This window comes from Candidatus Nanohalovita haloferacivicina, assembly GCF_029232205.1.
GTDB classification, from domain to species: domain Archaea; phylum Nanohalarchaeota; class Nanosalinia; order Nanosalinales; family Nanosalinaceae; genus Nanohalovita; species Nanohalovita haloferacivicina.
In genome coordinates, this window is sequence record NZ_CP107255.1 from 378,848 (window position 1) to 392,085 (window position 13,238).

The following is a 13,238-nucleotide window of genomic DNA, read 5'->3' on the forward strand; positions in this document are numbered from 1 at the left end:
AACAAACTAATGGAAACTAAACTTACTGAGAACGAGAATTATGAATCGACTGTAAAAGCTTTTATGGATGGACAGGCTGTTGGTCAGTATGAGTCTAATGGTGATGGCTCGTGGGCAACTGCTGCGTTCAGTGACGAGGTTCCCGTACAGGATGTGAATGGAATTGATGTTGTAGGGGATGTAAGCGAAGATGTTCTGGTATACGTAGATAGTGATGCAGCGAGAGAAGTTGATGCGGAATTAGATGGAAGAGAGTATCTGGAAAATGTTTTCGAGTACAATGTTGACGTCGAAGTTGTCAACGACAATGGAGAGGTAGTTCAACAGGACTCTGGTATGTTTCTTTCAGGAGGTTCAGACCAGGTTTCTCCATATGTCTGGGCCCAGGAAGCAGTAGCAAAAGTTACTGATGATCAGTCTGTTCAGAGAATTGACTCTGGCTCAGGAGCTTCTTCAGGAGGAGAACTTGACTTTCTGCTCGATGAAGAAGAAAAAGATGACGGAATTGACGTCATCAGATAAATACTTCATTTCTTCTTTCTACTTTATCTTGCTGCCAATACTCATCTCTTGATCGGTGGTCAACAATGACACATTACCGGAATCATCTTCAGCAGCTAGCATCATACATTCACTCGTCTCGCCTCGCAGTTCTGCTGGCTCAAGGTTCGCTAAAACTACTACTTTACGGCCTTCGAGCTCTTCTGCTTCGTAATGGTTTCTGAGGCCTGCACAGGTCTGAAGAGTGGTTTCGCCCACATCGATCTGTACCTTATAAAGCCTGTCAGCGTTTGGATGATCCTCTACGGAGAGAACCTCTCCTACTCGGATATCCATTTCTCCAAACTCCTCGAAGCTTACGGTTTCAATGTTCAAAACGTTGTCCTCTTCTGATTCTTCTTCCATAGTATCAACCTTGTCCTTCTGCTCTGAAACGTCGATCTTCTCAAATAAAATCTCTCTTTCTCCAAGCTCTCTGCCAGCTTCCACAGGCCTGAGATCATCTTCCGAAAGAAGGTCCTGCTCGCTGTCAATCTGTGAATCTTCTCCTAGCATGCTCATGATCTTTTCACTGCTTTCCGGAATGAATGGGTAGAGTGTGCAACCCAGTTTATTGATAATCTGCAGGGCAACGTAGATTGTCTCCTCTCTGCGATCCTCATTGTTCCACGGCTCCTCCTCTGAAAGATACCTGTCACCGGCTCTCGCAAGCGCAAGGCCTCTGTCAAGAGCTTCTTTCGGAGATCGTTCCTCAAACTTTGAATTATACTCTTCTACCAGGCCTTCTACTTCTTCAAGCATTTCTCTATCATCTTCAGTAAGATCTGCTTCCGGCACTTCGTTGTCGAACCATTGCTCGGCAAGGCTGAGAGTCCTGTTGACGAAGTTTCCTACCGTGTCGTTCAACACGTTGTTGATCTCGGACTCGAAGTCGTCCCAGGAAAAGTTGGTATCGTGGTCTGTTGGAAGCATTTTGGCAAGGTAGAACCTCCAGTAATCCGCAGGATAGTACTCTACGGCCTCATCGATGAATATTCCACGGTTTCTGGACTTCGAGAAAGCTCCGTCCTCCCACATCAAGTACTGCTGGATAAACTCATACTCCGGAAGCCCGTACTCGATTTCTTCGTTTCTTGATCCGAGAAGCATTGTAGGCCAGATAACTGTGTGGAAAATAGCATTGTCTTTTCCGATAGAGTAGAAAATATCTGCATCAGTGTTCCAGTGATCCTTCCACTCATCTGAATCCTCGAAAAGCTCTCTGGTAAACCCAATATATCCGATAGGGGCGTCAAACCACACGTACAGAACTTTTTCATCATAGACTTCCGGATCAAGTTTTTCAACGTCAAGGTCTTCTTCCTCGATTCTCTCATTTGCCCTTTCTACAGGAATCTGGAATCCCCAGTCCTGATCGCGTGTAATTGACCGGTCCTCGGCCTCCTCCAGGTCGTGAAGAATCTGTTTCTCCATGTTTTCTGGCACAGGTTTCTCATCTTTGATCCAGGCCTTAATTTCGTCCTTGAACTCTGTCAGGTCAAGGAAAAGGTGATCGGTATCTCTGAACTCGATATTATTTCCGTTACAGATCTGGCATTCTGCATTTTCTATTTCCTTGGGCTCAACCAGTTTTCCACAGTCATCGCACTGGTCTCCTCGTGCAAGGCCTCCGCAGTGAGGGCATTCTCCTTCAATGTATCTATCGGGGAGGAATCTTTCATCGTCCTCACAGTAGGCCATGTTCTGTGTTTTCTCGTTGATCAGGCCGTTGCAGTAAAGTTCTTCGAACATGTCGTGAGTCTGTTTCCTGTTGTATTCTGAGTGAGTGTCTGAGAAGATTGTGAAGTCTACGTTCAGGCTTTCGTAGGCTTCTTTGACTTTCTGTGTTTGTTCGTCTTTGATGTCTCGTGGGTCCTCCCCTCTTTCCAGGGCTTCCAGTTCCAGTGGTGTGCCGTGGACGTCGCCTCCGCAGACGAAGATGTTTTCTGTACCTCTCACATCGTAGTATCTGTGTAGTAGCTCTGCTGGAAGCACGGATCCTGCCATGTTACCGAGGTGGGGTACTCCGTGGATGTAAGGTAGTGCTGATGTGATCGTAACTCGTTCTTCGTCTGCGATAAATATTCACCTACACCGTTATTGAAAAGCAATTCTTTAAACTGCTTTCTTCCCAGTAAACAGGTTATGGAGATCATCTTCGCCACAGGAAATTCTGGAAAAGTAGAGGAAATGCAGCCAATATTCGAAGACACAGATTACTCGCTGAAACAGCAACCAGCAGACATCGAGGAAATCGACGCACTGGATGTAAAGGACGTGGCGAAGAGAAAAGCAAGGGACGCGGCAGAGGCCCTCGAAGAAGATTTCGTACTGGTAGAAGATACGGGATTCTACGTTGAGGGGTTAAACGGTTTTCCTGGCGCGAAGGCCTCTTTCTTTGACTACACATGCGGAGCTGAAAACTTGCTCAAATTACTGGATGGAAAGGAAAACAGGAAGGCCTACTTCAAGACAGCTGTCGCCCTTTATCACGAAGGAGAAGTAGAGATTTTTACAGGAAAAATGACAGGTGAGATACCAGAGAAGCCTAGAGGAGAGGCCGTTGAAGAACTTCCTTACAACAGTATTATCGTGCCTGATCATGGCGATGGAAGCACTCTTGCGGAAAACCCTGAACTCAAGGATGAGAACTTCATGAGGGTTGAGGCCACAGAAAAATTCATCGACTGGCTTAAACGTGAAGGGCTCTAGATAATCTTCTTTGAAAGCCTGTGAAGGCTTGAAAGCCCGAAATCAGGTTCTTCATCTCCTTCAGCATTCTTCAGATACTCTTCGTCGATCTCTCCGGACATTACCGCTACAGTTGTCATTCCTAGCTTGTTACCGAAGATTATGTCCTCTTTTCTGTCGCCAATCACTACAGAGCTACCGGGATAGTATGAAAAGTAATTTCTGAATACGTCTCTGAATTCATCTGACGGCTTTCCAAGGTTTTTCGTGTCGGAAAACTCGCGGACGGCCTGATTAATAGGTTTCTGATGAGGTTTAAGGCCTGAACTTTTCTCGAAAAACTTCTGATTGCTTAAGGTAAAAACACGGCCTTCGCCACTTTTCTCCATTACTCTGGACAGCTTATCGTAGTTGAACTTTCTGTCAAGGCCTATCACGGTATTTTTCGCGTCTCGGGAAATGCTGATATCTCTTCTGTCCAACTCTTCGATAAGACCTGTCTCTCCGACTGTGAAAACCTTGTTGATTTCTTGGCGATAGAGATGTTCTGCGGCCACGTATGCCGAGTTAAGAATGTCTTTTTCCTCTGCTGGAATGCCGTTAGAGGTCAATCTTTTTGAGTAGGCCTTTCTGGAGATCAAGGAGTTATCTGTATGGAATTTTACTGTTTTCCCGTTGTCTCTGAGCTTACTGACTAGTTCTTCGGCCCCTATCAGTGTTTCATCCCACTTCATCAGGGTTCTTTCAATATCGAAGAAGAATGTTTTCTTTCCGGTTATCTCGTCCATGTCTTACAATTCTACAGTAAATTTCAATAATATTTAATGAAGAAAGACATATTTTTGCTTATGGGCTTGAAACTTGGTAAAATCTTTACAGTTTTTATTCTGGCCATACTTCTGGTTTCAACAGGTGCTGCCTACACTAACTGGGACCCTGGGGAGCCCAGTAATACAGGAGGAAATGAGGAGTGTGCTGAGATGTTCACTACTAGCTATTGGAATGATCAGCCCTGTGATGAGAATCTGCCTGCGATCTGTGAGGCGTCTGATGGTACTTACAGTACTACCGGGAGTATGTCTTGGATGGCTGCGCGAGATGTCTGTGAAAGTAGAGGGGAGCACCTGGTAGTTATTAATGATCAGTCTGAGCAGAATTATCTTCAGGCTAACTATGGCTATGGGTGGATAGGTTATCGTCAATCTAGTACTGGTTCTGAGCCTGGAGGTGGATGGGGGTGGAGTGCAGATCTGGAGTCTGAGGTAGTAAGTAGTAGCTCCAGTGTTCAGGATGTTGATTCTGATGGGGATTATGTTAGGGGTCGTCCGGTAAAAACTACGTTCACCTATGAAGTCCAGAATCCATACAAACCTATTGATACTGCTTTTGCACTTGATGGTTCTGGGAGTATGGGCAATTCTCGCTACGATGTGGCCGATGCTACAAAGGATTATATAGATGGAGCCAATACAGGTCAAGGAGATACTATTGCAGTATCAGAACTTGGAGAACAGCTTCAAAGTTTGACCACTGATAAATCTGATGCTAAAAGTGCTGCGGATCGTTACTGGGATGAAAGTCGGAGTTCGTGTATCGGCTGCGGTATTTCTAAGGCTCATGATCATCTTAAGGAGGGCAATAATCCTATCCAGGTGATTGTAGTTCTTGCTGATGCACAGGGAGGTTACAGCGGTCAGGCCGATGATGCAAGAGATGATGGAGTAGAAGTCCATGGGATCATGTATCCTGGGGCCGATATCAACAACTTCGAGAAAGTTACTGATTCTACCTGTGAAATGAATTCTGATGAGAACAGTGACGGAGATAACTGCTGGTACGGATCTTCAGGCACGATAGATGAGGTCTATGATTCTATTCAGGAAGAAGTTCAGGCGGAAGCAACTGCTGATTTGAATATGGTTATGCCGGATTATACATATACTCAAGATAGCTTCGATAGTCTTGAAAATCATGCTGATGGTGAAAACTATATCAGAGAAGATATAGATGCCAGCAGCGGAACACATACAGAGACCTTCACATGGCGCCCACTTACTGATGGTAGCGGTAAGGTGGTGAAAACAGGAAGTTCATATATAGATTTTCGATCAGATGGGAGTACCACGACCTATAATTTTCCATCCTCACATACTGAAGATATCTACTATGTAGATCTTAATGTATCTGACCACTCTCTTCTAAGGCGGAACGGCATGATAACTGTAAATCTCACGCTCCGGAATAAAGGCAATATAGAGTCTAAAACAAGGCCGTTACATCTGACAGATGAGGATAACAATATTTTATCGCGTCAGATAGATCCTATACCTGCAGGAGGAAAACACTATGAAGTATTCCGGGTAGCTGAAAATAATCTAACTTTCAGAGATGCACAGCGCATAACAGCTCATATAGATCCTAATACTGGAGGTTTCTGGTCTACAGCACCTCTAGGAGAGGGTGAGGCCCTAGAACCTGATGAAACCAATAACGATATGCCTATAGGTTATCCACCGCTTCTTTCATCTACTTCGCCATCAACAGTTAACTGGGATGATAACTTCCGATTCAGCCTGAATTTTGATCACTACTATCCTGATCAGGTACAGGGAAATTATACTGTATTAGAAGATGGCAATAAAATTAGAGATGAGGCTTCCTACAGCAAACCTGCAGAGGGGACACTGAGAACTAACCAGATAGATAATGATGAGTCCAGAATATACTACAATATTACGAGCAAGATAAGAGGGCCGCAGGGAGCTTTATCTGTTTACAATCATACTTTCTACGTCAGTAATCCGAGGCCTGAGATCTATGCTGCTGAGCCGAAGAACTTGAACAGTGTGTATCAGAATCCTGTGCAGTTGAGGGCCTTTGTAGATGATGAGAATAATGTTGAGAATTCTAATGGCCTTAATGTTAGTATCTATAATCAGGAGACTGGAAATCTTCTGAAGGAGGTTGAGGGTGTAGCTCCGAGGACACCTGTATCTTATTCCTGGTCTGAGGCTGATGAGGCGGGTAAGACTTATCGCTGGAATGTGACTGTTTCTGATGACTGGGATACTGTTTCCGAGGTTTTCAGGTTTGTGAAAGGTTCAAGAGTGAGTTACAGGACTGAGACTGAGAGCAATTACAGTTACTCTGGTGTCGTTACTTCTTCGGGAGGTCAGGGAGCTTTCAGGTACAGTGTACGGAATCGTCTTGAATTCAACAAAAATAATATGCGGACTACACTTTCAGGAGTAGATGCCCGGTTTGAGAGTACTGGAACAGGTACCAAGAGCTATGCGTTGCCTAAAGAATCGTCAAAAACCTTCAATATAATAGTTAATCCTGGAAATGGGCTTGAAGGCCAACAATATCTTACGGTCACCACTACTAACGAAGACCTAGGCATTAATAACACCGATAAGATTCCTATATTTATCCGCAGTGATGCTAAAAGAAGTAGAGGGGTTCCGGGCCTATCAATATTGAATATTTTGTTTATGATTCTGGCCTCTACCCTTTATTTCGCTGGTTCTCACTGATCTGCAGTTGTTAACTTCTTTAATCGGAGGAAACAAATTATTGAATAATGAAGAAAGGCCTGCTGGCTTTTATTGTTGTTCTGTATCTTGCTCTTGCTTCAGGTGCAAATACGTATGCAAATGACTTGAGCTCTTCTGCAGTGGATGTTGATGGGGATGGCGAGTTTGTGATGGGTAGAGAAGTTGTTACCAGTTTTAATTATACTATAAACAATCCTTATCGGCCTATTGATACGGCGATTGTGATCGACGAGTCTGGCAGTATGAGCGGTGTGATTGGCTCGGCTAAACAGGGCGCCAAAGATTATGTGGATGCTACTAATACTTCTTCCGGCGATAGAAATGCTGTGGTGGAGTTTGAAAGTGATGCAGATATTCTTGAATCTCTTACAACCAGTAAACAGGATGCTAAGGATGCTATAGATACTATAAATGATGGTGGAGGAACGGATCTTCCTGCGGGCGTTTCGAAAGGCCACAGCGCGTTAACTAGTGCTAGCGATCCTAATCCTATCCAGGTAATGATTGTGCTTGCAGATGGAGGTGGTGGAGATCCCGGTACTGAGGCCGATGATGCCAGGGATGATGGTATTGAGGTGCATGGGATAATGTATGGTTCGGGGGCCAGTACCAGTGAGTTTGAAAGCATGACAGATTCCTCTGATTGCAGTAAGAACTCCAATGAAAACAGTGATGGTGACTCTTGCTGGTATGCTGAGACTGGATCGATAACCAGTGTCTACGAACAGATTAGAGAACAGGTAGATCAGGACGTGCAGGGAGAGCTCGGTGTAGTACTTCCTGATCATGCCTATGTTGATTCAAGCTACGATAGCTCTACTGATCTTTCTGGCCCAAATACACGGTATAAGCTAACAGATATCCCAACAGATGATGGGGAGTACAAAAGAAGTTTCAGCTGGTATCCAACAACCAAGGGCTATGAAACTATAAAGACGGGAGAATCCTACCTTAAGCTAGATGTACAAGGTTCAACAGACTATTACAACTATACTTCATCTTTCGATAGAGATATCAAGTATGTGGACTTCAGTATTCAGGACACAAATATTGAAAGAGAGGAAACAGAGATCAATGTAAACTATACTGTCGCCAATGATGGAAATATTGCTTCTAGGCCAAGAGATTTGAAAATTATCGATGGTGAAGGCCATATAATTAGTCGTAATGTAGACCCCATCCCTGCGGGAGGCACTTTCTTCGATAACTTTACTGTAGGCGCTAACCACAATGTTTTCCAGGATTCTAATAGGATTACGGCCTTTATGGACTACCTTGGTTTCTTCAACTCAATTCCTCCTGGAGAAGGAGGCACGCTAGAACCAAATGAGAACAACAACGACCAGTTAATGGGCTATCCTCCCCGGTTGATAAGCACTTCACCGTCAACTGTTGAGTGGAACGATACTTTCAGGTTTAGCCTGGATTTCGGCCATTATTATGCAGATCAGGTTCAGGGAAAGTACTCGGTGTACGAAAACGGTACTTTGATCAGAGATAACGTAAGTTTCTCCAAGCCAGCAGAGGGAACTGTACAGACTAATGATATAGATAACGATAATTCCACGATTTACTACAATATCACCAGCTATCTGGAAGGTCCTAGCGGCGCCACAGCTATCTACAGAGACAGTTATTATGTCAGTAATCCGAGGCCTGAGATCTATGCTGCTGAGCCGAAGAATTTGAACAGTGTGTATGAGTCTCCTGTGCAGTTAAGGGCCTTTGTAGATGATGAAAATAATGTTGAGAATCCGAATAATCTGAATGTGACTGTCCGTGATTATGAGACAGGCCGTCTTCTTCTTTCAAAGAAAAATGTCTTGCCTCGTTCTTCTGTAAGTTATGATTGGGTTTCTGCAGATCAGGATGGCAAGACTTATCGCTGGAATGTGACTGTTGAGGATCGATGGCATCAGGTCTCTGAAGTTTTCAGGTTCAAGAAGTCAACAAGATTCAGCTACAGAACTGAGACTGAGAGCAATTACAGTTACTCTGGAGTTGTGGCCTCTTCGGGGGGTCAGGGAGATTTCAGGTTTACTGTCAGTAATCCTCTTGATTTTGACAAGGACGACATGCAGACAAGCTTGTCAGGAGTGGATGCCAAGTTTGAAGGCACGGGCACGAACACGAAAAGTTATTCTCTCCCGAATGGAACTACCAGGACTTTCAATATTATTGTCTCGCCGAACTCTTCTCAAACCGGCCAGCAATACCTGCAGATTACAACCACGAATCAGGATTTAAACATCAATAATACAGATAATATTCCCATCTACATTAGAAAGGATGCGAAGAGAAGTAGAGGAGTTCCAGGCCTTGGAATGCTTCAGCTAATGGTGCTGCTGGCTTCCTCGGCGTTAATATTTTTCAGAAGAATTTAATCTTCTTTGTTCTGGACTACTCTTACAATGTAGCCAGCAACTCTGTTTCTAAGCTTCTTAGACTTGAACTCATCCATATCCTTGAGTTCTTCCTTGTTTTCGTCGAAGTCTTCTGAAAATCTTTCTTCATCAGCACTTACCAGGTCCTTGGCAAGTCTCTTAACATAGGTTTGTCTTACACGTCCCATACAGCAAAACACTCGAAGACAAACTTCTTAAACCCTCTACTTTAAACGCCATCTTCTCCGAATAACTAAACATGACCAAGATCAGAAGACTGGTGCTTGACGTACTGAAACCTCACAAGCCCGGAATGGTAAAACTTGCAGAAGAAGTAGAGAAATGCTCGGGAGTAGAAGGCCTCAACGCAACTATCTACGAAATAGATGAAGAAGTAAGAAACCTGAAAGTTACAATTGAAGGAGAAAATATTGACGACAAAGAGGTAAGAGAGGCCGTAGAAGATCTTGGAGGCAGCATACACTCGATCGATGAGATTGTTTACGGCGATAAAATAGTTGAAGAAAGCAAGACTCCGCAGGACAAGTAATGCTAGAGAAAATCCGTGAGGCCTGGAAGAATGAAGACGTCAGAAAGATTTCCAGACGCTACTTTATCTCCAACGGCTTCGACGGAACACTAACTTCTACAGGCGTAGCAGTAGGAAGCTTTCTAACAGGAGTTCCTTCAGGCCTCACAGTTTTCAAGGTAGGTATAGGTGCAGGAATAGGCCTTGCAACTTCAGGAGTATGGAGTGTATGGGAAATTGAGAGAGCAGAGAAACTGGCCGAAGTCCACGAACTTGAAGGCCCGATGATGAAAGATCTTGAAGACACAGAGATACACAGGAAGAAGAAAGAAGGCCGTGTAGTTAACGCAGCAATGAGTGGTTTAGGCCCGGTAATAGGTATTTTGCTTCCTTTGATACCTTTCCTTTTCGAACCAGTGATTGGAATGCTTTACTCGACTGTGGCCTCGGTACTGGTTGGAATGATGTTGCTGGGAGCTTTCGGAGTCTACATGGGAAGGCTTTCAGGCCAGAAACTGTATGTCGCTGCTGGCAGGATGGCTGCAGCAGGCCTTGTAGTTACACTTCTCAATGTAGTGCTTCCTGGCTAACAGTTATTTTCAATAAGATATCTTGCCAATAGTCTAGGTATGACAGAACTCCTGTACTATCCTGGCAATGAGTATCAGAAAGAATTTGATTCAGAGGTTTCAAAAGCAAGAGAGGTTGACGGATACATCTGCCTGAAGGAAACCCTTTTCTACAAGGAAGGTGGCGGCCAGCCAGCAGATCACGGAAAGATTTCGTGGAATGGGAAAAAGGCCCAAGTGACTGATGTGCAGAAAGAGCATGGAGAGATCAGACACTACATTGAGGGAGATTTCCCGGAGCCAGGACAGGAAGTTCACGGTGAAATTGACTGGGAGCGACGTTATAAGCATATGAGAATGCATACGGCCCAGCACGTTCTTTCCTGGATAGCTCTTGAAGAGTATGATGCAACGACGGCAGGAAACCAGATTCACGAGGATCAGTCAAGAATAGATTTTAAGCCTGTAGAGTTTGATGAGGAAGATGTGGAGAAAATTGAAAGAGAGGCCAATGCACTGATTGAGAAAGGTCTTGAAGTAAGTAAAAAGGAGATGGCCCGTGATCTTGTTGAGGAAAGGCTGACAGAAGGCCGTACCAATCTGGATCTTATTCCTGACAGCATAGACCCTCTTAGAGTAGTAGTGATTGGAGAAGATGATATCTGTCCATGTGGCGGTACTCACGTTGACAGTATCGATGAGATTGGAAAAATTAATATCGTGAACAGGGTTTCGAAAGGTGCTAATGTGGAAAGGCTGGAGTTCGAGCTGGAGGAGTAGTTTGCTTCTCTAACGATTTTCTCTTATTCTATCTTCTATAAAACTTCCACTGTACCAGTCGGAAGGTTTTAGGGCCTCGCTCCTGTCATCTTTTGCTGGTTGATATGCTTTGGACCAGTTCCAGTAGCTTGCTCTTCTGTCTCCTGTGTCAAACTTCACGCTTTCAAGTGCTCTATCGGCAGGAATAACTGCTTCTCCTACTATGAATGTTTCTGCAATTTTACCTTTTTTCTTTTTCACTATATCTCTTATAGGTGCGTCTACCGCCTCCTTGACTTGTTCTGGATAAGATTCTCTTGGCTGATGGACAATTGCATGTAGCAGGCCTTCCTTTAGATTGTTTCCATTCATTTCGTAGTCAAGAGTATTTTCGTTGTAGCTCCCGCCTGCAAGCCTTGCCATGGCAGGCCCTTTCATGTATATACCTCCATCGGAAATATAGTTACCTCTGCTTGCTACACGGATAGCGCATTTAGATTGAACTGGTATTCCTTCAAAAACTCCATCAGTTACCACGAGATCAACTTCACCATCATCTACTATTTCCATGTTGTAGGTATCCTGAAGATATTCTTCTCCCATTCTTCCTATGGCCTCGGTATGCGGGGAAAAATCCATTCTATCAGAGACATCATTCTCTCTTTCTAGCTGTGTGTGGCCGGGATGCCATGTTCTGGAGCTACCTCCTAGCGCCTCAAAAATATCGTTAAATGTGAGGTTGTCTGCCTCTTCAGTTCTAAAGGATTTTTCTCTCACTTGGCTCATTAAGACAGTTCTTTGGACCTAAAGATTAAGTTTCCGAACATAGATTAGTAAATTTTCTCTTTTTCCAGGTACTCCTGCAAGTACATCATTGGAACTATATCGTAGCCTGCATCGCTGTGCCAGTCCATGTTGAGAAATTCTTCCCCGGTTACCCATTTGAACTCGCTGTGATGGCCTTTCTCTTTGATTTCAGGTTCGCCCTCGTATTCTTTGAAGTGGACGATGTAGCAGGATACAAGGTGGTCGGATTCTACCTCTATCCTGACAACGTCTTCACCATCTGAAACATCAAGGCCTGTCTCCTCCCTGAGCTCTCTTTTAGCTGCCTCAAATCGGTCTTCTCCAACCTTTACACGGCCTCCAGGCAGCTCCCATTTCCCAGCTGTATCTTTATCTCTATCTTCGGATTCTCTGACCGCCAAGAATTTTCCTTCCTCGTTCTGGATCAGGGCCTTGCTGACCACTATTTTCTGGCCTGAAATATCATCTGTCATAGATCGTATTCCACACCTGTAAGTTCCTCTGAAAGATTCCAGAGATCTTCTGCAAGCTCTTCATCTAAGGCCTTTTCTGAAGGATTTTGAACTTCTGGATATCCTCTGATAGATCTGAATCCTCCAGGCCCTACATATTCACCTCCTTCAATTTCTTCTGAGGTAGCTGCGTACAGCATTGGAAGACAGGCACTTTTTGGAGAATGTCCGAATACTTTGAGGCCTAGACTCATTAGCTTACTTACTATAACGTTGTGCTGGCTTTCATCAGCGTTGAAAAGATTAGTTTTAGAGACTCCAGGATGGGAGACGACCGAGGTTATGTCAGTATTGTTTTCATCAAGTTTTCTGTCAAGCTCTTTTCCGAAAAGCACGTTGGCCAGCTTTGAATCCGAATAGGCCTGCCATCTATCGTATTCCTCTTCATGGTTTATGTCTTCAAGATCTATGTCGCCGCTGGTATGTGCTATACTGCTCTGGGTCACTATTCTGGCCTCTCCATCACTTGCTTCCAGTTTTTCAAGTATCTGTCCTGTTAGTGCAAAGTGGCCGAAGTGGTTGACTCCTATCTGGTATTCTAGGCTGTCTTCAGTCTCTCTTCTTGGGATAGCCATTATTCCTGCGTTGTTGAACAGCATATCAATTTTTTCGTATTCAGAGTTTACTTCTTCAGCAAATTCTTTTACAGAGTTGAGTGAGGCCAGGTCTACCTGCTTTACTTCGAGATCTGCGTTCTCTACTTCTTTCTCTATTTCTTCCTGTGCATCGAGGCCTTTTTCTCTTATTCTGCAGGCCATTATTACTTTTGCGTTGTGTTCTACCAGTTTTTTGGTGGCTTCGAATCCTATGCCTGAGTTTGCGCCTGTTACAAGTGCTGTTTTTCCTTCCATGTCCGGAAGGTTTTTGGCTGTCCAGTTGCTCATAACGAT

The 13,238-nt window shown here is 44.2% G+C and carries 13 protein-coding genes; 7 read left to right on the forward strand and 6 right to left on the reverse strand.

Annotated elements, in window-relative coordinates:
- The first annotated feature begins 9 nt into the window (after positions 1-9).
- Positions 10-522: a hypothetical protein gene (locus HBNXNv_RS02075; protein WP_347721184.1), complete on the forward strand. Its 513-nt coding sequence runs from the start codon at positions 10-12 to the stop codon at positions 520-522.
- Between the two features lie 18 nt (positions 523-540).
- On the opposite strand, the gene metG is transcribed toward HBNXNv_RS02075, so the two are convergent.
- Positions 541-2,625, reverse strand: a complete 2,085-nt coding sequence (gene metG / locus HBNXNv_RS02080) for a methionine--tRNA ligase (RefSeq protein ID WP_347721354.1) — start codon at positions 2,623-2,625, stop codon at positions 541-543.
- 60 nt (positions 2,626-2,685) lie between these two features.
- Here metG and HBNXNv_RS02085 point away from each other — a divergent pair, with 60 nt between their 5' ends.
- Complete coding sequence (locus HBNXNv_RS02085) at positions 2,686-3,252, forward strand: non-canonical purine NTP pyrophosphatase (RefSeq protein WP_347721185.1); 567 nt, start codon at positions 2,686-2,688, stop codon at positions 3,250-3,252.
- Here the strand turns inward: HBNXNv_RS02085 and HBNXNv_RS02090 are convergent.
- Positions 3,249-4,019 (reverse strand): HAD hydrolase-like protein, encoded by a 771-nt coding sequence (locus HBNXNv_RS02090; protein ID WP_347721186.1) that lies wholly within the window; start codon positions 4,017-4,019, stop codon positions 3,249-3,251. The two genes, HBNXNv_RS02085 and HBNXNv_RS02090, sit on opposite strands and share 4 nt — an antisense overlap.
- A 60-nt stretch (positions 4,020-4,079) precedes the next feature.
- Between HBNXNv_RS02090 and HBNXNv_RS02095 the strand changes: the two genes are divergently transcribed.
- Positions 4,080-6,767, forward strand: a complete 2,688-nt coding sequence (locus HBNXNv_RS02095; RefSeq protein ID WP_347721187.1) for a lectin-like protein — start codon at positions 4,080-4,082, stop codon at positions 6,765-6,767.
- Between the two features lie 47 nt (positions 6,768-6,814).
- Complete coding sequence (locus HBNXNv_RS02100; RefSeq protein WP_347721188.1) at positions 6,815-9,172, forward strand: vWA domain-containing protein; 2,358 nt, start codon at positions 6,815-6,817, stop codon at positions 9,170-9,172.
- On the opposite strand, the gene HBNXNv_RS02105 is transcribed toward HBNXNv_RS02100, so the two are convergent.
- A complete protein-coding gene (locus HBNXNv_RS02105) occupies positions 9,169-9,360 on the reverse strand; it encodes a 30S ribosomal protein S17e (protein WP_347721189.1) in 192 nt (63 codons plus the stop codon). The genes HBNXNv_RS02100 and HBNXNv_RS02105 overlap by 4 nt on opposite strands.
- Before the next feature lie 71 nt (positions 9,361-9,431).
- On the opposite strand from HBNXNv_RS02105, the gene HBNXNv_RS02110 reads away from it, so the two are divergent.
- From HBNXNv_RS02110 to HBNXNv_RS02120, 3 genes are read left to right on the forward strand one after another with little or no spacing between them, the layout of a single operon-like run.
- Positions 9,432-9,722 carry a DUF211 domain-containing protein gene (locus HBNXNv_RS02110; protein ID WP_347721190.1) on the forward strand — a complete coding sequence of 97 codons (291 nt, stop codon included), beginning with the start codon at positions 9,432-9,434 and terminating at the stop codon, positions 9,720-9,722.
- Complete coding sequence (locus HBNXNv_RS02115; protein ID WP_347721191.1) at positions 9,722-10,291, forward strand: VIT1/CCC1 transporter family protein; 570 nt, start codon at positions 9,722-9,724, stop codon at positions 10,289-10,291. Before HBNXNv_RS02110 ends, HBNXNv_RS02115 begins: the two co-directional genes overlap by 1 nt.
- A 39-nt stretch (positions 10,292-10,330) precedes the next feature.
- Positions 10,331-11,050 (forward strand): alanyl-tRNA editing protein, encoded by a 720-nt coding sequence (locus HBNXNv_RS02120; RefSeq protein WP_347721192.1) that lies wholly within the window; start codon positions 10,331-10,333, stop codon positions 11,048-11,050.
- A gap of 9 nt (positions 11,051-11,059) precedes the next feature.
- On the opposite strand, the gene HBNXNv_RS02125 is transcribed toward HBNXNv_RS02120, so the two are convergent.
- From HBNXNv_RS02125 to HBNXNv_RS02135, 3 genes are read right to left on the reverse strand one after another with little or no spacing between them, the layout of a single operon-like run.
- A complete protein-coding gene (locus HBNXNv_RS02125) occupies positions 11,060-11,815 on the reverse strand; it encodes a hypothetical protein (protein ID WP_347721193.1) in 756 nt (251 codons plus the stop codon).
- Between the two features lie 44 nt (positions 11,816-11,859).
- On the reverse strand, positions 11,860-12,309 hold the full coding sequence (locus HBNXNv_RS02130) for an NUDIX domain-containing protein (RefSeq protein WP_347721194.1): 450 nt from the start codon (positions 12,307-12,309) through the stop codon (positions 11,860-11,862).
- Entirely contained in the window at positions 12,306-13,232 is a 927-nt protein-coding gene (locus tag HBNXNv_RS02135; RefSeq protein WP_347721195.1) for an oxidoreductase, read from the reverse strand. Before HBNXNv_RS02135 ends, HBNXNv_RS02130 begins: the two co-directional genes overlap by 4 nt.
- Positions 13,233-13,238 lie beyond the last annotated feature (6 nt).